Source organism: Euzebyella marina (genome assembly GCF_003687485.1).
Taxonomy (GTDB): domain Bacteria; phylum Bacteroidota; class Bacteroidia; order Flavobacteriales; family Flavobacteriaceae; genus Euzebyella; species Euzebyella marina.
In genome coordinates this window covers 2,852,661-2,874,784 of record NZ_CP032050.1, presented here as the reverse complement: position 1 = coordinate 2,874,784, position 22,124 = coordinate 2,852,661, and the positions used below count along the sequence as shown (strand labels likewise).

Below are 22,124 nucleotides of genomic sequence, written 5' to 3'. Positions count from 1 at the left end.
CATTGTTTCCAATCCCGATATTTATCGGGAATTTGTAAGCCTTGAAATCGAAGATTCACGAATACCATTAAAAAACAATAGGTATGAATGAGTATCTTTTTGTTTCGCCACCGCGCCGACTCACCCTAAATATATTTCGGCGTATCAAGAAAAAAAGAAAGGAGACTTCTTTCAACGACATATTGGTAAATGCCAACGCTACAGCTGGCCCAAAATTTCAGAGATACTTAATCTCTAAAATTTCTGTCCTATTTTACATAATGTTAGAGGTACTTAAAACTTCAAACAAGATGTGAGGTTAGCAAGGGCTAAGAAATTATCTCGCTTTGCCAACGCATCATCTCGCTCATATTTTAAAAGGTCTACTAGACCTTCCAAAATACTGCCGTTAGCTGTTGCGGCAAACTGATAAGAATGCTGTAGAAAAAAATCTTGCATAGATTTCCTTGAATACGAGAATTTTGAAGAAAGCTCAAAGGCTAGCTTTTAAATAGCGTTGGTAAACGATGACAAATTGGGTTTAAAATAAATTGCCTGAGTATTTTGATTTTAAAAAGCAATCGAGCATTAAGAATTATAGCTTACGAATGCGGAACAGAAACTAACCAACGTGTAAAACTGCTATGACATAATTGTTGACGATATGAGCCTAAAGGCAGTCATATCTACAATTATATCAAATACGGTGGTATTGGCGCAGTTTTACCCATATAAGCATTTGTACTATAATTTATATTATGTAAAATAGAATATTTAGGTAGATGATGGGTTGCGGTCTTTTAAGTACTATATGTTCCACTCTTTCCAGCGTTTCATTCCATCGTCAAAACACTTATCGCCAGAAATAAAAGTCAGGTCATTATTGCGTTCTACACGAAAATCTAACGGTTGGTTGTACAGATGTCCGTTTTTCCAAGATTCAAAACAATCCAGCAACAATTGAATCTCGTTTTCTTTGGTTAAATCCATATCCAACAAATACAGTTGTTCAATCAGCGGTACGACATCTGTAGGCGTTTGTTGATCAAAATGAATCAATGGAGACAAACGAATGATATTCTCGTTAGGTTCGAGTCCGCTTGTAGCTTTTAAGAATATCATGGCCATATAATTGGCCGTATCGGGCGGTTGGTACAAAATGGTCTTCGCCTGGTTCAATACGGTCGATTTAAAAAATTGCCATTGTGCCTTTAGTTTCCAGAGGTACCATTTCTTTCTTCTAAATTGCTGCGCCGTTTGTTTGGCTTTCCAAAAGCTGTCCTTATCCGCTTGCGACATCAGCGAATTACTGGTACCCAACGAAACGACCCGAATGGTCTTTAGGTCTACCCCCAATTTATGGGCCTCAATAATACCCGCCAAAATGGGGTTATTGAATCCGCCGAGGGCGCCATCCCACAATTCATAGAAAATCTCGCTTTCCTTGGCCTTGAACCGCACCGGAAAATCAAAATATTGCACCGGGGCGTTCGATGAACCGTTGATGGCCTGTGTAAGGCGTACCGAATCAAACCCGTGTTGGTTGCTCGAATACGATTTAAAGAACTTGGCCCGGTTGTTCAGCGCATCATAGGTACATACCACCAATTTTAAGGAAGGTTTTCCGATAATTTCGGGCAAGGCTTCCATCTGTACGCTATCGCTATTCGGAAACAGGTATTCAAAAGCTTCCTTCTTTTTAACGGTACTGTACTTCGGGCCGAACGGCATGCCCCAAAAACGTAGATGGTCCACCGGAAAAAAACGGTCTAAAAACGCATTTTGATGAAAAATTCGTTCCCGATTCTCCTTTTCCTTGAACAGACCGATCGCCTGATCTAGGGAATAGTTTTCCGCTAATGCGGCCAAAACGATACTGCCTCCCGAATTGGCAATCACCAAATCGAAATTTTGAAGCAGCTCATGCCCTTTGATATTGCCATACCGATGTTTGAGGGTCAATAATTGAATAATGGCCCAGCTTCCACCCCCATCTAAAGCTAAAATATTGAACATCAGTTGTTTTTATTTTGTTGCATTCAGAAATTACCTGTTGGCTCTATTTCACCTTTAAAAGTAAAAATTTGCGGGACGAACGCTCACAAGCAAATCCCCCTATTTTTTGGGTTTTCTGTTCGCCGGCGTATAAAGCAACGACCACTACCCTTTTAAAATAGTGGTCGTCAACTATCAACCTAAACTAACTACTACGCTTATTTAAAGGAGGTCATTCGCGCGCCTGGCACCGGAAAATGCTGGTCCATTCGCTCTTGATTGACCGCTTGCAACCTATTGATGGCCCCCAAACCGTTATCGGTAAAGTTATCGGGATCAACGGGGCTCTGCATGGCATCATCGACAAACCCGGTACGTTGGGTATAGGTGCGTCGGCTACCGTTGTTCATGATATCGTCGGCAATCATTGGGTCGTTATGGCCGTTTTTCTCAATAATATACCATAACAGTGCGTGAATGATTTCATGGGCCATTGTTTCCCCGATTAGGCGACCGTAAAAATCACTGGCGAACTGCTCCAATTGAGGGTCCCCCCCTACCCCTTGCGATTTTAACTGAATGAGCAGCGCTTGTGTTTCCACATCTAATCCGGTGGGGTCAACGGCTCCGTTTGGTAACGAGTCGTCAAACGCGTTCGGATAGATATCAATGGTACGGTTGGGCACAATATTATCGACCGCTCCGGCTACGTTATGGGTAACGCCCATGGTGTACAAGTCGGTGGCATGCTGGTTTCTAACCGTCATTTTTGTCACCTTATTCGCAGGAATATGGGCTGGTAAGGTTTCGGAGAAAGTACCCAGTTGCCAAATGGTACGTACGTTACTGCCCACCAATAGATGATCGCAGGTGGTTTTGGCCGTACCGATAATGGCATCTTTTAAAGTGGTCAGCCCCAAATCGGTCAATGCCTGGTCAAACTCCGCTGCGGACTCTTCAATAGTTACGAATTGCGGAATGCTCAACGGTAGTTTTAAGCTCTGCACCGTTTGGTCGCTCACATTTTTCACTTCTACGTCGATATGGCTGAGGCCCGGTTTGATGCCTTGAACAGTTACCTGTTTGCCGATGGTCGCTTTTGGTCCGTTTTTAAGGGTGTAATCGCCATCGTTCGCAGGTGGAACGCTCCATTTTACATAACCACCGGCAGGCATATTCGAAATACTGACCGAAAAGGTGGCTTCGCCCGTTTTGCTACCATTACCGGGAGCGGCTGAAGTAGCCGGTTGAAAGCTTCGGGATTCAGCATCTAAATCAGGATTCTCTAAAATACGGGGCGTTCCCGATTTGTCATCTTTAGACACCGATACCGTTTCAGAGCCATCGGGTGTGGTTCTGCTCACATTGATGTTTCCGTTCTCTGAATTGCTGGCATTCGAAATGGCCTTCTTAATTTCAGGATCTTTGGTCAGCGCATCTTTGTTCTCTCCCTCTTTTTTACCGGAAACCTTATCGGCTGCATTCGTATACGAATCGAGTACTTTCTTAATCTGTGCGGTGGTTTCCTCATCATTGAGATAACCATCTTTGTTCAGTTTTTTGATTTGTTCGATTTGTTTGGCACCATCCTCTTTTTGAGATCCCATCAAGGCCAGATTGGCAAAATCTTTGGAAATACTGGCCATATCGGTCGCACTTTTCGAAGTGGTCTGTAGGGCCTGCAATGCATTGGCCTGGGTACCTTCAAGTCCGGTCATATCCTTAAAAACATCCGATTTGCCGAGCAATCCATATGCGGCTGCCAATCCCGTTGGGTCCGGTGCCGCAGGTGCGGTCTGCATATTGATGATATTCGATGGAAAATCTTTGGGCTGTAGGTCGGCTGGTTCGCTTCGACGGCTAGCGGTCGATACAGGTTCTATTTCGGTGGCATCGCATCCGCAGGGCTCATCGCTAAAACGCCAATGGCGGGTCTCATCGATTTCTTCACAGCTGTTGCATTTGCCCATGACCGATTCGGCATAGACCCCTTTGGTCGGTACGCTCAGACGATACGGGTCGGGCTTGGTGGTTGGTCGATAATATTCCAAAAGGTCATCGACGCTCCTGAACACAGGATCCAATCGTTGCCCGGGAATCACCTTAAGAACCAAGTTATTGCCCACAATACCCATTACCTTATTTTCCACCACACTGGCCACACTTCTTCCGCCACTATGTGGGGCGATATACCCATCGAGCAGGCCGAAAAGGCGGCTGCTATCGATATTGGCCCAAATGACCTTATGTGACATTTCAAGGTATTCGTTCAAAAAGGTGACCAAGGCATCGGCTGCTTCGCGGTCTTCCTTTCGGGGATTGCGGACTTCGCGGCTGTTCATCGGTGTGTAGAACAAAGCGGCATCGGTTACTTGTACCGTGCCACTAATTATTGACACGGTCTTCAAATTAATGATATCGTTATTGATATTGTTTTTCTGAAGAATGTATTCGCTCAAATGGGCCGTTCTATAATGCAGGTATGCCGAGCGGAGGATGATTTTTGATGAGGATTTCACTGCGGTATTGGCCCTAAATCGAAGGTGTTTTATCTGTCTGCGTGTAATCTCGGGCACACTCGCTGCATTGATACTTATTTTTAACGGTACACCCTTTCGATAGGTACTTAACAACGTCACATCAAAGTCGAGCAATACCTCGTTTCCGTTATCGGCTATGGCGTGAAAAGACATTTGGTCAATAAACTTGCGCACAATGTCAGCAGCGTACTGTTGTTCAAAAATAGCGTCCTTTTCAGCTTCGGTGAGGGGTACTTCCCTCTCCAAAGGAAATTTGAGCCATCCCGAAAACCATGGGAACGGTAAGGAAAGGTCATATTGTTCGGTTTTGGTGGCCTCATTGATTTCAGCGATATAGGGCCGGTCCAGTTCAAAAGAAATGGTAAAATGACCTGTAAACTCCTCAATCGGCACATCGGCATAGGTACCAATGGGAAGGTCTGAATTCGCATAATTGTTTTCTATGCGCTCGATGGCATCAAAGCCACGGAGAAGCTTTCGCCCGTACATTCCTTTTCGCAGGGTATTCTTCCACCGCAGTACCTTCTTGAAATCGAAATGACTCATGGGCATGGGTACAAAAAGACATTCTTGCACATCGACCAATTCTTGTTCGATGGCGTAATGCTTCAATACCTCAAAATACTCCACGGTCATGGCGTGGCAATGGTTGTTATTCTTGATTACCTCGGTCTGTACGCTCACCGATTCGTTTTGCGAAACACTTTGCACCACCGTACTACGTTGACTGCGAAGGCTTGATGCCGATTGCGATGTAGAATCTTGCAAGCGGTTGAGCGCATTCGCCGAAAGGTTTCTTGATGAATTCTGGTTGGCATTACTTTTAGAGGAAGCTCCGGAATGGGCGACACCACCGGCGACACCGAACAAGACGCCCTTGAGAAAACCTCCCACGCCGGCACCGATGGCGGCACTGGTCGAGGAGGTTTTGTTGGAAGAAGAGGCACTGATCGACTCGTCGAATGAAGAAGACATAATTTCTGTAATATCGCGATCCCTTGAAATTTGGGCCTGAAGTTGTTCGGTAGCCACCTGCTCTTCGGTACGAATACCGGTTTCATTGCGATCCCAGTCAACAATGGCAATATGCTTTTCTTGACAGGGAGCCAATGGCAGGCTGTATAGGAGGTCACCCAATGAATATCCGGCTGCTTTCCACTTTTGCTTGAAATGCAGAATATGTCCGTTGGCAATGGTCGTATTTTCGTAAATGGTCGGGGTATCGTCCCAATCAATGCTATTTTCAACACTGAGCTCTACCCTACCCGGATGGTTCTGTAAATAGGCACGGCGCAGTTCTTCCACCCTTTTAAGGGCGATATTAACCTGACGCTTGGTGCTAGTGAGCGTGTTCTTGATTTCGTCGTAGTGCTCATAGAAATAATCATCGTCAAGCTCGGTGGCAAAACGAAGGTTGGAACGGTAGAATGTGTAAAATTCGTCGAGCAGGTTGAGAAAGGCGGTTATGCTATTGAGAAATATATCGTAGTAGGCCTTGATCTCTAAAATCTCCGCCAACGTAAAGATGCTTTTGTTCTGTAAAGTTTCTTTCAGTTCCTTGAATTTCTGTATCAAGCAGAGAATACCCATATTATCGGGTTTGGCGGTAATGACACAGGGGTCAAAATCAAGGGTGGAACCTTCTTCAGCACGGGCGAGCTCAATTACAATACGGCGCAAATAGCCCAACATAATTTCTTTTGTCTCGGGATTTTTAGAGTCGCTATCCGCCGTAATAATCAGCGCCTCTATCTTTTTGCCTACGGCGGACATGGTTTTGGCATCAGCATTTTGCTTTTCGACCAACTTTTCCAAATCTAATAGTCCGCCCGCAAATTGTTTTTTTAGGGCTGCCGAAAGGTTCATTTCGGCCCTGACATTCTCGACATGGCCGATTAAAGAGCGTAACTCTTCACGGTCTAGCGTGTCTTTTTCGGCCAAGGTCTCACAATAGGTTTTAGCTTCCTGTACTCCATTTTTTCCACAATAGGCAGAGGCCAGTTTTTTATGAAGCGCTTCAAGCTTTTTACGTTTTTTGGCCTGTTCCGCCGCTAGCTTGACGATATCGGCCGGTCTTAAACGGTTTTCAACGGCTATAAGGTCGTTGGTATTAATCTTGAACGGCGTTTTTAATCCGGTATTGATTTTAAGAAGATAGTTCGGAAACGCATTAAGGGTTTGAGCAACGGGTTGGGTATTGCCATCGGTAGCCCGTGCCACTTTTTGTTGGGGAGCATTATCCTCTTCGATAGTATAGGGCACCATGGATAAGGAAGTGAACGAATTGTTCATTCTACCGATTAGCTTAAAGGCATGGTCGCTAATATCGAATAGTTCTTCGCGTATGTGTCTTGTCTGCTTGGCGTTAATGGTGAGTCCTTTTATTTCGGGCTCTGTAGTTCGAACCGTGTGGTAAAAGCTAAACTCTTCCAAGGTTCGGTTGGGTATGGTAAAGTCGACACAAGAACCGCCTATATCTTGGGAAAAAGCGTTGGAGTGCACCAAGTCTTCACCATCGGGAAGCACGGGCGTAGATGACGAGCAGCCACACCCATCTTCCTCTGGTCTGCCCGACAGGTCGGCAACTAACAGAACCTGCTTGGGCAATTTATTGTTCTCTAACGGAATGGTTATGGGTTGGTCTTCGCTACCGGCGATGACCCCAAAAGCCTGTTGTACGGTCTGGTTGATGACACTACCATAAAAGTAGCCGTCGCCATCGGTAGTCGCCGAGAATACCGTTTTGAATTTTTGTACATCAAAATCCGCAGAGGCATCTTCAGAAATCATGATGAGCACCTCTAGGTGCGAGGTCTTTCCGTCACCAGATATATCGATGACCCGTCCGTTCAGCTTTTTGGTAGCCGATTCGGCGGGCGAAGATTGATTGAAGGTGATAATCTTTGGGTTGATCTTAATTTCCAGTTCTTGGGTGTTGTCTTCCGCACCGATCGGTATATCTGCAGAATTAAGAGCCCCATGGCTGTAACTCTGGCTTCCCATCATTTCACCATCAGGGGCATATGCCTCAACAATGATCAATTCGGTGGCCAGCAGTTCTTTTTTCGGCACAAAGAACCTAAAGATTCCTTCTGGATCAACATCCACCCGATCTTTGCTAAAAATTGAATGGCCTTGAATCAACTGATTGTAGCTCACTTTTAAAAAGTGACCTGTGTACTCATTGGTAATTGAAGACCCGTCTAGCGGCACGAGCCTACCATTTACACTTACTCTTTCCATTTTCTTGATTTGATAGTTATAAGTTTCCTTTTTTGAAATCGCGAAGGTTCGGGAGAGAGCCGCTTTTGAGCGGGTACCTTTTAAAGATCAGTTGAAATTAATCTGAAACGGGAAAGATTGTAGGGTAATTTGTACAGATGGATGATGGCATTGTATAGCCTACACAAAAAGCTGTTTGGATTTAAATTTTAAGAGAATGGCATAAAAAAAGCCCTTTTGAGGGCTTTTTTTGTCCAAATCGGACGATTTTTTAAGAATCCACAAGTTTTCTTTAGTGGTATAAGAACTGCTGTTACCACTATTTTAGACCCAAAGTAGTTGATAGATCACTTTTGGTAATTTTCAGGTGATGATATCCGACAAAAAGTTTGATTTTTCTCAGGGTTTATTGCCAGCCTCCACCTAGACTTCTATATAACTCTATATTGGCAATTAAAATTTGTCTTTTTGCATTGATCTCATTCAGTTCACTTTCCAAAGCGTCACTTTGTGCGGTGATTACCTCGAGGTAATTGGCAAATCCGCCTTTGAAAAGAAAAGCCGCATCCTTTAAACCTCTTTGGGTGACTTCAATACGCTCCTGGGCAATTTTATATTCTTCCGTGAGTTTATTGAGTCTGGTCAATGAATTAGAAACATCTTCAACTGCACGAATTAAATTATCCTTGAACTCCAACTGAGCGATTTCCCTTTCCGATAAGGCCACGCGATAATTAGTTTTTAACTTCCTATTATTAAAAATGGGTTGAAAGATTGAACCGTTCAACAGGGCAAAGGCTGAACTAAGCGGGTCTATTAAATTTCCAAAATCCAATGAATTTAAACCAAGTCCTGCATCAATGGTTAACGATGGGTATTTTAAGGCTTCTGCGACTCCTGCATTTGCGTTTTTACGCATCAGTTCATATTCTGCCATCGCAACATCGGGTCGGTTCTGTATCAACTTAATCGGAACACCCATATTATATTTGCTCTGAAACTGAACTTCGTCAAAATCGCTATTCAGTTCAATATTTCTTGGAGATCGGCCCAACAATCTATTCAGTTTATTTTCCTGTACGATATATTCACGCTCTAATTGGGGGATTAACGATTTCGCCTTTAACTGCTGTGATTTTGTCTGTCTTAGCGCTAAAGAAGTTGTCTCGCCAGCATCATACTGTAACTTTACAATGTTATAGGTACTATCGTTCAGGGCATAGTTCTTCTGCGCTACTTCAACCTGAGACCTGAGCATAATCAGGTTATAATAGGTTGATGCTACTTCTGCAATCAACTCGGTTTGTACCGCTTTCTTGAATTCTTGGGATTTCATAAATGCTGCCCTCGCTGCTTCCTTCTTCCATCTAAGTTTTCCCCAGATATCGAGTTCCCAGTTCGACTGTAGAGCCGAGCTATATTCCAAACGCTCTGTATATAAACTTGTTGGCGGATTTTCTCCATGATTACGTCTCGCACGGTTAGAGCCATAGTTATTGTAATTTTCCGAATAATACTCCCTCCTAAAACCTAAAGGGGTTGCGTTGACAGAAGGTAGAAAGTTAGCCCTTGATTGCGCCAGATACTCTTCACCAATATCGATATTGCGCATCGCTTTCTGTAAATCGATATTGTTCACTAAAGCAGTGTCGATAAGCGCTGTTAAGATACTATCCTCAATAAATTCCTTCCACGGAATTTGAGACATCATTAGGCTATCTCTACTAATCGTTGTCCTTGCAAGAGAGTCATTTAAAACCGAATCTTTTACATAGAATTCATCGGAAATTTCATTGAACTCTGGGCGCTCATATCTTTGCCCCACCTTACAGCTACTTATGAGTATGAATAGAAAAAGTATAAATCCAGCACCAATCCACGAACCATTATTTGGTAATCTTTTTGAGGCTAGTATATCAATCATTTTTTTCATGGTGACCGGGTTAGTTATCTTCAATAATTTCTTTATCCCCAAAGCGCTCTAGGTTATATTTATCATGCAACATTTGAAAAATGTAGGCCATTACCGGAATGACGAAAATACCTAAGACGATTCCCCCGACCATTCCACCGGCAGTACCTATACTTACCGAGTGATTTCCTTGGGCCGAAGATCCCTCGGCGAACATCAAAGGAATTAGACCTACCGTAAATGCAAGTGAAGTCATGATAATAGGCCTGATACGTAACGCACTCGCTTCCAAGACTGCCTCAAAGGCGGAAAGACCCGTACGTCTTTTTTGTGCTACGAACTCTACGATCAAAATGGCATTTTTCGCCAAAAGACCAATCAGCATAATAATCCCTATCTGTACGTAAATATTATTATCCAGTCCCGCTATATTAATTGCGGCAAAGACTCCAAAAATCCCCACAGGAAGTGATAGCATTACGGCAAGTGGAAGTAAAAAACTTTCATACTGAGAAGCCAAGATAAAGTACACCAGCAGAATAATGATTATAAAAACAATAATCGTATCACCGCCCGAGTTTTTTTCTTCCAGACTCATGCTGGTCCATTCATAGCTCAAACTAGCAGGCAATTTTTCACTGGTCAGTTCCTCAATTTTCTTCATCACATCACCGGTACTGTACCCTTTTGCAGGGGTTACGTTTATTTTGGCGGCATTATAAAGATTGTAGCGGTTGACCACTTCAGGGCCATAGGCCTGTTCAAGACGAACAATAGTATTTACGGGTATCATAGAACCCTTATCACTCTTTACAAATATGCTGTTAAATGATTCTGGGGATTCCCTAAATGGTATATCCGCTTGCATGTAAACCCCATATTGTCTACTAAATCGGTTGAAATCTCCGGGTTGTACACGACCAAAATAGGATTGAACGGTAAACATCATGTCTTTAACACTAACACCTAGTGCCTTTGCCTTGTCATAGTCGATATTTAAGCGATACTGTGGGAAATTAGGATTGTAGGAAGTAAATGCATTATCTACCTCTTTTTGATTACTTAATGTATTGATAAACTCATTTACGATTTGACCAAACTCACCTAAATCACCGTCCGATCGGTCCTGAAGCATGAATTGCACCCCATCAAAATTACCAAAACCTTGTATGGTAGGTCTTGGGTACATATTGAAATCCGTTTCATCAATTTGATCAAGTTTTGAAAGCAAATGTTTTATTACTTCCGAAATTTCTTGGATATCTCCACGCTCAGAAGCATGTTTTAACTGTACATATCCTAATCCCGAAGATGGGCTATTGGCATTATCGACCACGTTAAAACCTGACACTGTATTAACGCCCTTAACGGCGGGATCAAGCTGAAGAATTGAATCTGCTTTTCTCAGTGCGGCATTCGTTCTGTGTAGTGATGACCCTTCTGGCATTTTCATTGAGAAAATCAAGAAGTTATCATCTTCAGTCGGAATAAATGCGCTAGGGGTTACCCTTGAAAGGAACACTGTTAATAGGATAATAACTGCGAGGGCCCCTACTCCAACCCATTTATAGTTTAATAACCAACGTACAGCTTTAAGGTACTTATTGGTAAATTTATCGAAACCTAAATCAAATTTGCGTAGTCCCTTACGTTTGGCAACCTTGGCCTTTCGTACTGTTCGGAGCTCCGAAACCGTTTTGGCCATTCCCTCTTTTTCCTTCTTACGCTTTTTCTTTCCAAAGAATATTTTTGTAAGTACAGGGGTGAGTGTCAATGCATTGATTGCAGAAATCAATACCGCAAAAATGATGGTGTATGCAAACTCTTGATAGAATACACCAACAGGGCCACTCAAGAAAGCCACGGGTAAAAATACTGCTGCAATCACTACGGTAATAGATATGATTGCCCCTGTAATTTCATCCATCGCCGCTGCAACCGCCTTTCTGGCCGAAAGGCCATGGTGCGTCATTTTCTCATGAATAGCCTCCATAACCACAATGGCATCATCGACCACAATACCGATTGCCAGTACAAGTGATAACATACTAAGTACGTTCATGGAGGCTCCAATAATGTTGAGAAAGAAGAAGGTACCTAATAACGAAACTGGTATTGAGATTGCCGTAATAATAGTGGCCTTGAAATCTTGCAAGAATATAAATACAACAATAAACACCAGAATAAAGGCCTCAACCAAGGTGTGCATCACCTGACTCATCGATTCATCAATCTGATCCCTTACACTATAGGTGATTTCGTAATCAATACCTTCAGGAAAAAGTTTTTTCTGTTCTTCAAGAATTTCCCTTATTCTTTCATCGATACTTTTAGCATTGGCGCCGTTCATCTGAACTATATCAATGGTCACCGAGGGTCTGCCATCAAGCCGGTTTTCACTGGTATAATTAGAGGCTCCAAATTCAACGCGGGCAATGTCTTTTAGCCGCAATTGGGCACCGGCCTTGTTGGTTTTTATTACCAGTTTTTCATATTCCTCAATCTCATTGAAGCGCCCATCATACTTCATTACAATTTCGAAAAGCTCATCTGAGTTTTCACCAAACTTACCCGGTGCAGCTTCAAAATTCTGATCCCTTATCTGATTATAAACCTCTCTGGGCGTGAGATTATAGGATGCCATTTTTTGAGGATTCAACCATATTCGCATGGCATAATCACGCTGGCGCAATATAGAAGCTTCGGCAAGACCTTCAACTCGTTTAAGTTCCCTTCTTATATTGATACGCGTATAGGCATTAAGGAAGGTTTCATCATAGGTAGAATCCTTGCTAAAAATATTGATAGTCATTATACTACCCTTCATTCTTTTCGTAACCGAAATACCGGCCTCTGTTACTTCTGGGGGTATTTTTTCCGTAATCACGGAAATACGGTTTTGAATGTCGACGGCAGCCTGATCGGGGTCTGTTCCTGGCTTGAAGTATATGGTTACCCTTCCACGACCGGAATTCGTTGCAGTAGAATTTGCATAGGTCATATTCTCCGTACCGTTCAAGGCTTCCTCGATGGGTAACAGCACAGATTTTGCCACTGTTTCGGCGTTACCTCCTGGGTAGTAAACCGCCACACTCACGCTGGGGGGAGCTATTTCGGGGAAACGTTCAACAGGTAGTGAAGTAATACTGGCCGCTCCGGCAAGTATCAATACTATCGTTATAACCAATGTAAATACTGGCTTTTTTATTAACTTTTTAAACATTGGCTAATCTGTTTCGTTATTAATTTTAATACGAAATAAGTACTAGTAAATTTTTTGGGGAATATTACAAGTTGCTGGTAAGTTGTCCGCGTTGAATCGGGTTTATTTTTATGCCAGACGCTAGTTTGTCCAAACCTGAAATAACAATGCGGTCATCTGGAGATAAGCTTTTTGTATCAACAATATAATTATCACCTGATCGTCCGCGGGTGATAATTTCTCGACGCTGGGCCAAATTATTTTCGTCAAGAACGAAAACAAACTTTTTATCTTGAATGAAAGTGGTAGCGCCTTGTGGAACCAGTATTGCATTTGGGTAAATTTCCTCTACCAATACTTTTCCAGTATTTCCTGATCTTAGAAGAGTATCCGGATTACTAAATTTGGCCCTTAGCGTAATAGAACCGGTAGAACGGTCAATCTGCCCGGAGTTTGCATCAATCTTACCATTATGTTCATAAACAGAGCCATCAGCAAGTACGAGTTTTACCTCGTCGTTTACTTTATTCCTTTTTGATAATGTATCGTTTTTTGCCCGCTCAAAATATAAATAGTCCGACTCGCTCATCGAGAAATACACGTAGATATCATTTACATTTGAAAGATTGGTTAGCGGTTCTGAGTCCGTTTTCTTTACTACGTTTCCGATGGATTTTGGAATACGCCCCATGAACCCATTCACTGGAGCTTTTATAGTGGTAAAATCTAAGTTGATACGCATGTTGGCTGCTTGTGCCTGGGCCTGTTGTAAGGAAGATAGTGCTACTTGATAATCTGCTTTCACAGATTTCATTCGTACTTCTGAAATAACCTCGTTGTCAATAAGCGGCTGTAATCTATCTACGTCGGTTTGAGCCTTTTCTAGCTTTGCCTTTTCAAGATTTACATTGGCCATTGCATTCTTGTAGTCTTCCATGTAAGGTTGACTGTTGATTTTGAAAAGTACTTGATCCTTGGTGACAAATTCTCCTTCATCAACATAAATGTGCTCAAGAATACCATCTACCTGTGGTCTTATTTCAACGGACTCGACCCCCTCGATAGAACCTATGTACTCAAAATTTTTCGCTGCTTTGGTTTCCTTTACACTCATCACAGGAAGTGGTAAACCTTTATCTACGACTTCCTCCTCTCGACAAGAAACACACATGATGATAGAGAGCGCAATAATAAAGTAACCGAACTTAGTGAATAAGTAGTTTAGATTTTTCATATTTCAATTCTTATATTACCAGTATAGGATCGATTAACAACTAACTAAAAGAAATACTGGTTCGTGCTTTGTGATAAAATACGCAGCTAAACGAGAGATGGATGTTTGGGCTATTTTTTTTGAGAAATCCTAAATGGGTGGTGCATATTGTTAAAAATATACCATCTAAATACAAGGTTTGATATGAGGTTCTTAATGGGTGAAGTGAATATTTGGATTAATTAACTGTATTTAGTGCGGATGAGGACAGTTCGCACAATAAAATGATGGCATTTTCGGAAAGCGACTCCATTTCAACGGTATCGAAGCCTTCTAGCGACAAAGAGTCTTTAGATTCTAAAAGGCGATTTTGAAATTCAAAAGCACCATTGATAACGTGCGTAAAAAGAAGGTGATGAGGACTCGTCATCTGATAGGTTGCTTCCTCACGGCCGTCAAAAACTCCAAAAGAGATATTTAAACTTTCACTTTTAAATAAATCATTAAAATAATTGTATTTTAAATAGTTGGATTTAATATGATTGAAATTTAATTCTTTCTCAACCTTTATTATGAGGTAGTTGATTAGCTTCGATTGATGGGCATTGATGATATTTAAGGTCGGGGTTTCTGAATGCGGAATTATGATAAGCTCTTCAGGTTTTAGGCTTACTGTTTTATTATTGAACTCCACCTTAAAACTTTCGACCAAGGGAAAGATAATCATCGATTCACCCGCGACCATTCTATAACTTTTAGTAGCGTTGGGAGCAACTATTTCATCATCAAAGTTTTTGAGAATTCCTAGTTCATGTGCATAATTGCCGCACGGTACGCTTTTGCATTCGTTGGTTCTCGACAATAGCGATTCTCTCTGAAACGATTTGAATATGCGAGCTTTTTGAACGAATGTCATTACAATCAAGCTTTTACATAAATATCATGTGTCAATGTATAGCCTTCCGAGTTGCTTCCTGAAACATTGGCCAGTTCCTCTTCTACTCCATCACCGAACACATTATCACGTTCATGATAAGTATATCCGCTCATTCCCTTGGTGTAGCCTTGGTCGCTGGCGGCATTGACGCGGACGACAGCGCTATTTTCACCTTCAGGAAAAGCAATCTGGGTAACTAGAAGTGAAGAACCTTCTTCATCGTATACGTGAACATGAATATGTGTAGACCGGCCATTGTACCAACCTGGAAATATGCTCGTAAATTCTACTAAACCTTCTGAATTCGAAATTTGCCTTCCCCTTAAAAAGTGATTGTTGACATAATTGGTCGGCTGCATGCCTGAGCCACCATACTCCGAATAGTTTCCGTCTTTATCGCAGTGCCAAATATCGACAAAAGCACCTGTCAAAGCGTTACATTCATCATTAACATTTCTGATGGTAATATCCATATCCAACGAAATTCCTGTTCGATCACCAACGATATTCACCCTTTCATAATCTTCCGGATTTTTGGTAGGAAAGGGTCCTTCGGTTTCACTTGGAGTGACTTGGCAATCACTTGAAGCCGTATCGGTATCGCTCGAATCGTCTGTTGAAGAATCGGTATCACTTTCATCGTCGTAAACAGAATCTGAATTGTCGCTAGAGCAAGAGCCCATTAACAATAGACTACTGACCGACAAGCCTGCCAAACCCAAACCCTTGATAAATTCTTTACGTTGCATAGTTTTCGTATTAGTATTTGACCCAAAACTAAAATGAAGGTAGGTCACTTTTCAATTTTTGAGGTAAAAGCATGTTTGTCAGCGGTAAAAGCGCTGAAAAAGTTAAAGGTTTTTTAAAATGTCTTTTTTATAAGTGCTGCCAATAGGTATTTTAAAAGCACCTATGTTGATAACGTCTTTATAAACCGACCTGATTTTACCGATCGGTACGATAAAGGAGCGATGTACCCTCTTGAAGTCGGTTTGAGGCAGTTTTTTTAAAATTCCCTTCATGGTTGCCCTTGCCGTAAGACGTTGGTCGCCTTCTAAATGTATCTGAATATAGTCGTCCAATGCCTCAATTAGCAAAATGTCTGTCAAAGCTATTTGATGAAGTTTAAAATCGGCCCGAATCGATATATGGGTGCTGTCAACATCATTGTGTTCGAGTCGAAGTTCTCTTTTTACCTTTTCGATGGCTTGGTGAAACCGTTCGGGCGAAATGGGTTTTAAAAGGTAGTCGGTAGCACTGACGTTAAAGCCCTCTACCGCATACTGGCTGTGGGCCGTGGTAAAAATGACCTTGGTTTTTTGCTTCAAGGTTTTATAAAGGTCGATACCATTTAAATCGGGCATTTGAATATCGAGAAAAAGTAGGTCAACATCAAACTTATTCAAGTATCGAATGGCCTTTTTTTGCTCTGTAAATACCTGAACTAGTTCAATTTCATCGGTCTTCTCACAATAGGTTTGCAACACTTGTAGTGCCAACGATTCGTCATCAAGGGCGACCGCTTTGATCATAATAATTGAATGTAAAGTTTTACCTGATAGGTATTTTCTTTCTGTAAGATATCCAAGTTATATTTATTAGGATATCTATAGTCTAAACGTTTTTTGGTGTTGAGATGCCCTTCTTTTGTAGATTCCGATAAAGTCTGTTTGTGTACCGAAATAATGTTCGTCAGATCAAGCAGAACACCTTGCTCATCAACGCTAATGTAAATATCAATTTTAGAAGTTTCGTTAGGGTTAACACCATATTTAAAGGCATTTTCGATATAGTTGATTAAAATAATGGGAGCTATAACCTTACCTTGTGCGCTGCCCTTAATTTCAAAGGTTAGGTCTAAACTACCTCCAATACGCAATTGTTGAAGTGCCACATAATCTGAAATATAGGCTAACTCTTTTTCCAAAGGAACATTGTCAGAGTCACTTTCGGTAACAACATACCGCATCATATCCGACAACTTTAAGATGGCCTTAGGGGCTTTGTCCGATTTTGTTAGTGCCAAGGCATAGATGCTGTTAAGGGTGTTGAACAAGAAATGTGGATTTATTTGAGCTTTCAGGTACGATACTTCACTTTTCAATTTCTCACTTTTTACGGTTTTCAATTGATTGTCCATCTTGAGAAGTAGTGATAAGACCAAAACCATTAAGTATTGGAATATAAAAGAATCTCGAAACCTAAAAATATCAAATGGTCTGGGTTGTAAATCATTGAAAGGATACGGATTAGGAGGTGGCACTTCAAATGGTACGTTAGGTTCGGGTTGATTGAAAAACAAAACTTCGGGCACCCTACTTACCATCAAATAACAAACAATCATTAGCAAGGCGTACCACCACCATTTTCTTTTAAAATAAAACGTGGGAATGAAATAGTAGTAGTTCAGGTAGTAAAAGAAAATCAGTAAAATATAGGAGACTAGGCTTTGTTGAAAGCCGCTAATACTGAATAAAGATACATCACGACCAAAATCAGGCGAAGTTAGAACAGGTATGCTCAGGAGGGCCAAACCTATTAATATATTGATTAACAGGTGTCTGTTTTTGAGAAACGAATACATACTTCGAATTAAAAGATAAAAGTATTCTTTCGGTCTATAAATCTGAAACTGTTGCGGTAAAAACTATGTTCTCTGAGGTTAATGAGGTAGCAAAGGTCCTTTTCGGATTTCTTAATTTATCAGACCTTCTTCCTTTAAACGCTGTTGGTATTGACTGGGGCTCGTACCGTTAATTCTTTTGAACATGCGGTTAAAATAAGAACGGTTCTTAAAACCACATGATAGAAAAACGTCGGTGAGATTGCATTCTTCATCCTTCAACAGGTCGGTAGCTTTGGCAATTCTTTCTTGGTTGATAAAGTCGATGGGAGACTGCCCTAATTCTTGTTTGAATACCTTATAAAAATTGCTTTCGCTCATATATGCTTTTTCACTCAGCTCTTTAACCGTTAACGATTGGGGTAAGTTTTGTTTAATGTACTCAATGATATAGGCAAAACGGTGCGTACTTGAAAGCTCTTTGCTATGGTCGTTATATGTCTTTCGTGTATTTGCCTGCAATATGCGAACGATCAGTTCTTGCATCATGTTAGAGACAAAAAAGTCTTTAGAAGGGTGTTTCTCTGCATATAGATAAACAATTCTTTGAATGATTTTGTAAAGGCCCGGATCATTCGTAAAATGAAAATTATAGTCCATTAACCGCCATTCATTACCATCGGCTTTTTCCATCTGTTCATTCATGAACTGTACTACTTTTTTGATTCGATCTTCACCAATTTCCAGGGCGAGACAACGAGTGGGTGTGTTCTTGCTAGAATCAGGAAAGTCGATTGACATAAGTTCGTTCGAAGGTAAGATCAACGATTCACCAGGTAGAAAGTCGAAAGACTGTTTGTTGCTAAGATGCATGATTTTCTTTCCTTGCAACATGCTCGCAAGCACGGGTGAACCAAATTGTAATTGCACGAGTTCTGCTTTGGCATGGGTCTCAAAAATGTGCATTGCCGAGTCTTTCAATTCGTAGGTCGTTTGGTTTTCGACTATGTCGACCAACTTTCTAGAACCATAAAATGAGTCAGGTAATTGCATAGCGTAAATTTCAAAATCACTTTAATCTACTAACTATATTTTTAAATTGATGGTACAACCCTCCTTTTTTTATCGATTTAATAAAATTCGATAGAATAGTTCACTTGATTGATAGTATCGTACTAAGAAGTGGAACGAGAACCAAGTAATTTGGTAGTCAATAATTCAAAAGTTCAACTCCTTAAAATTACAGAATATGAGTGATGTAAGCACTATCAAGAAAGAGGAATTGGTAAAACCCAATTTCAAAAGTAAGTACGATAATTATATAGGCGGTAAATGGGTCGCTCCCGTTAAAGGACAATATTTTGATAATATTTCCCCGGTAGATGGCAATAGTTTTACCCAGGTGGCCAGATCGACCGAAGAAGATGTTCAACTGGCTCTAGATGCCGCTTGGAAAGCCGCCCCGGCATGGAACAATAGTTCGGCCGCCGACCGAAGCAATCGACTTTTGAAGATTGCCGATGTAATGGAAAAACATTTAGAAGAATTGGCCCGGGCCGAGACTTGGGATAATGGTAAGGCACTTCGCGAAACATTGGCTGCCGACCTTCCCCTTGCCGTTGACCACTTTCGCTATTTTGCGGGGGTTATTCGCGCTGAAGAAGGAACGGTAAGTGAGCTCGATTCAACTACCATTTCTATGAATGTTAAAGAACCTCTAGGGGTGGTCGGACAAATTATTCCGTGGAATTTTCCATTGTTGATGGCCACATGGAAGGTAGCCCCTGCCCTAGCTGCAGGTAACTGCGTTGTTCTAAAACCAGCAGAACAAACACCGGTCGGAGTTATGATACTGATGGAACTTATTGATGGTATTCTACCTGAAGGTGTTCTAAACGTAATCAATGGTTTTGGTGTCGAAGCCGGTAAACCATTGGCCTCTAGCCCAAGAATCAATAAGGTAGCCTTTACGGGAGAGACGACTACAGGTCAATTGATTATGCAGTACGCGTCTAAAAACATCATTCCCGTTACTTTGGAGCTCGGAGGAAAGAGTCCGAATATCTTCTTTGAAAGCGTCATGAGCGCCGACGACGAATTCTTTGATAAGTGCTTGGAAGGTGCCGCCATGTTTGCCCTCAATCAAGGGGAAGTATGTACATGTCCTTCCAGAATTTTGGTGCAAGAAAGTATTTATGACCAATTCATTGAAAGAGTGGTCGAGCGGGTCAAGGCCATAAAAATGGGACACCCATTAGACCCGACAACTATGATGGGCGCTCAAGCTTCCAATGATCAGTATGAGAAAATATTAAATTACATAGCTATCGGTAAAGATGAAGGTTGCGAAGTGTTGACAGGTGGCGAAGCGGCCTATAACGAAGGTCTTGAAGGTGGGTACTACATACAGCCTACCCTGTTAAAGGGCAATAATAAGATGAGAGTGTTTCAAGAAGAGATCTTCGGGCCTGTTGCGTGTGTCACTACCTTTAAAGATGAGGCAGAAGCTATTGAAATCGCGAATGATACCTTATATGGGTTAGGTGCTGGTGTGTGGACAAGAGATACGCACCAAGCGTACCAAGTTTCGCGTGCCGTGCAAGCTGGTAGGGTCTGGGTCAACTGTTACCACCTCTACCCTGCCCACGCGCCTTTCGGTGGTTATAAGAAATCGGGTATCGGTAGAGAAACGCATAAAATGATGTTAGACCATTACAGACAGACCAAGAATATGCTTATTTCTCACGATAAGAATGCCATGGGTTTTTTCTAATATGATAGAACGTGTTTTGATAACGGATGCCGCTAAAAAGGTGGTCGATAAATTAAGGGAACAACATGGGGAACTGATGTTTCACCAAAGCGGCGGGTGTTGTGATGGATCATCACCCATGTGCTATACCAAAGGGGAACTGATGCTCAACGAGACCGATGTTCTCTTAGGAACTGTAAACGATTGTGAGTTTTACATGAGCCAAGATCAATATGAATATTGGAAACATACCCAATTGACCGTTGATGTGGTAACCGGAAGAGGTTCTAGCTTTTCGCTTGAAATTCCGATGGGACTCCGATTCGTAATAAAATCAAGAATTTTTAAGGAAGAGGAGTTAGAAGATTTAACTCCTTTTCATTGAATGACGGAAACGTTAGTTGATTTTTGTTGAATTCTTATGTTAAGAAAACCCCATGAAATAAATTCATGGGGTTTTTAATTTGATGACGAATAAAATTTATTTAGACGGTAAGTGAGCTGCCAACTTCCAGGAGCTCTAGTTCTTTTCCAGCTTTCTTAAAGGCTTTCAAAGCATCGGATTTGTTGATTTTGGTAAACGGGAAAGCATCGTAATGCACCCCAAGAACACGATTACATTCCACAAAATCACTTGCTATTATAGCATCATCTACTCCCATGGTAAGCACATCCCCTATTGGTAGAATGGCCAAATCGATTTTTTTATACATCGGTATAAGCTTCATATCCATAGTAAGAGCGGTGTCTCCGGCAATGTAGATGCTTTTTCCTTCAGAAGACATTACAAAACCGCCAGGGTTTCCGCCATAACTCCCATCTGAAAAACTACTGGTATGAATAGCATTGACGTATTTGACCTCACCAAAATCAAAGGTTCTAACTCCTCCGTGATTCATAGGCATAGCATTTAAACCTTTGGCATCGTAATGGCTGTATATTTCGAAATTGCTGATAATGGTGGCGTCGGTATTCTTAGCTATAGCCTCGGCATCTAAAGTGTGGTCAAAATGGGCATGAGTCAGAAAAATGTAATCGGCCTTCAAATCATTGATGTTCACTTTGTCTTTTGAAAGACCGTTTTCGGTTATAAAGGGATCTACAATTATATGTTTACTTCCCATTTCAATTGCCAGTGTATTCTGTCCGTAAAAAGTAATCTTCATTAAATTCTGTAGTTTATTTATTATTGTTTGTTTTAGGGATTATAAGGAATCGTTTTCCAATTCTTTGACGGTGCCTGTGTACCCAATAGTAAAACGCTGGTTGCTGTTGACCTGAATGTTTGAATTCATTTGAGAAAACAGATTGATAGTCACCTGAAAAGTCTCCATTTCATTTTTTACTTGAAAATTAAATCGATGGCTTCCTTTTTTTTCATTCTTAGAATATTCCCAATCTTCGGCCAACCCTTTAAATTCAATACCTGAATTTCTGGTATTATAACCTCCACCCATTTGTCGTTCTCCCCAATAAGACAAATTTGCCTCGACGCTATCTCCCTTGACTTTTAAAATATTGTATCCGCCAGAAAGATAAAGCTGACCAGGTGCACTGCCAGGTGGAAAAAGACCCGCATTTGCAATACTTTGCATGCTAGTCGTCATCATGGGCTGGGCCCTATCAACGCTGACCATAAATCTCTTGGCAACCACCAAGCTATCAAGAAGCTCTAATGAGCGCTTCGCTGTTTGATTCTTTGATGAACCGCAGCAAACTGCTAAAAAGAGAGAGAGTCCCAATCCGAAAAAAACAAGATATTTTTTAAATCGTGGTTGCATATCGAAAAGTTAATAAGATTTGGCCATT

The 22,124-nt window shown here is 41.5% G+C and carries 14 protein-coding genes; 2 read left to right on the top strand and 12 right to left on the bottom strand.

Annotated elements, in window-relative coordinates; translation table 11 throughout:
* Positions 1–786: 786 nt before the first annotated feature.
* From D1013_RS12355 to D1013_RS12310, 10 genes are all read right to left on the bottom strand, one after another.
* Positions 787–1,995, bottom strand: a complete 1,209-nt coding sequence (locus D1013_RS12355) for a patatin-like phospholipase family protein (protein WP_121849121.1) — start codon at positions 1,993–1,995, stop codon at positions 787–789.
* A gap of 197 nt (positions 1,996–2,192) precedes the next feature.
* Positions 2,193–7,757, bottom strand: coding sequence for a hypothetical protein (locus tag D1013_RS12350; RefSeq protein WP_121849120.1), 5,565 nt, complete (start codon positions 7,755–7,757; stop codon positions 2,193–2,195).
* Positions 7,758–8,142: 385 nt separating this feature from the next.
* Positions 8,143–9,669 (bottom strand): TolC family protein, encoded by a 1,527-nt coding sequence (locus tag D1013_RS12345; RefSeq protein ID WP_121850719.1) that lies wholly within the window; start codon positions 9,667–9,669, stop codon positions 8,143–8,145.
* Positions 9,670–9,679: 10 nt separating this feature from the next.
* Complete coding sequence (locus D1013_RS12340; RefSeq protein WP_121849119.1) at positions 9,680–12,871, bottom strand: efflux RND transporter permease subunit; 3,192 nt, start codon at positions 12,869–12,871, stop codon at positions 9,680–9,682.
* Between the two features lie 64 nt (positions 12,872–12,935).
* Positions 12,936–14,084 carry an efflux RND transporter periplasmic adaptor subunit gene (locus tag D1013_RS12335; RefSeq protein WP_121849118.1) on the bottom strand — a complete coding sequence of 383 codons (1,149 nt, stop codon included), beginning with the start codon at positions 14,082–14,084 and terminating at the stop codon, positions 12,936–12,938.
* Positions 14,085–14,301: 217 nt separating this feature from the next.
* A complete protein-coding gene (locus D1013_RS12330) occupies positions 14,302–14,979 on the bottom strand; it encodes a pirin family protein (RefSeq protein ID WP_121849117.1) in 678 nt (225 codons plus the stop codon).
* A gap of 5 nt (positions 14,980–14,984) precedes the next feature.
* Positions 14,985–15,749, bottom strand: a complete 765-nt coding sequence (locus D1013_RS12325) for a dioxygenase family protein (protein ID WP_121849116.1) — start codon at positions 15,747–15,749, stop codon at positions 14,985–14,987.
* A gap of 102 nt (positions 15,750–15,851) precedes the next feature.
* On the bottom strand, positions 15,852–16,532 hold the full coding sequence (locus D1013_RS12320) for a LytR/AlgR family response regulator transcription factor (protein WP_121849115.1): 681 nt from the start codon (positions 16,530–16,532) through the stop codon (positions 15,852–15,854).
* A complete protein-coding gene (locus D1013_RS12315; RefSeq protein WP_121849114.1) occupies positions 16,529–17,584 on the bottom strand; it encodes a sensor histidine kinase in 1,056 nt (351 codons plus the stop codon). Before D1013_RS12315 ends, D1013_RS12320 begins: the two co-directional genes overlap by 4 nt.
* Before the next feature lie 111 nt (positions 17,585–17,695).
* Positions 17,696–18,616 (bottom strand): AraC family transcriptional regulator, encoded by a 921-nt coding sequence (locus D1013_RS12310; RefSeq protein ID WP_121849113.1) that lies wholly within the window; start codon positions 18,614–18,616, stop codon positions 17,696–17,698.
* Positions 18,617–18,812: 196 nt separating this feature from the next.
* Between D1013_RS12310 and D1013_RS12305 the strand changes: the two genes are divergently transcribed.
* The gene (locus tag D1013_RS12305; RefSeq protein WP_121849112.1) at positions 18,813–20,336 is read left to right on the top strand and encodes an aldehyde dehydrogenase family protein; all 1,524 of its coding nucleotides are present in this window, start codon (positions 18,813–18,815) and stop codon (positions 20,334–20,336) included.
* A 1-nt stretch (position 20,337) separates the two neighbouring features.
* Positions 20,338–20,700 carry a DUF779 domain-containing protein gene (locus D1013_RS12300; RefSeq protein ID WP_121849111.1) on the top strand — a complete coding sequence of 121 codons (363 nt, stop codon included), beginning with the start codon at positions 20,338–20,340 and terminating at the stop codon, positions 20,698–20,700.
* Between the two features lie 100 nt (positions 20,701–20,800).
* Here the strand turns inward: D1013_RS12300 and D1013_RS12295 are convergent, their stop codons facing one another.
* On the bottom strand, positions 20,801–21,481 hold the full coding sequence (locus D1013_RS12295; RefSeq protein WP_121849110.1) for a metal-dependent hydrolase: 681 nt from the start codon (positions 21,479–21,481) through the stop codon (positions 20,801–20,803).
* Between the two features lie 39 nt (positions 21,482–21,520).
* Positions 21,521–22,096, bottom strand: a complete 576-nt coding sequence (locus D1013_RS12290) for a DUF4251 domain-containing protein (RefSeq protein WP_121849109.1) — start codon at positions 22,094–22,096, stop codon at positions 21,521–21,523.
* Positions 22,097–22,124 lie beyond the last annotated feature (28 nt).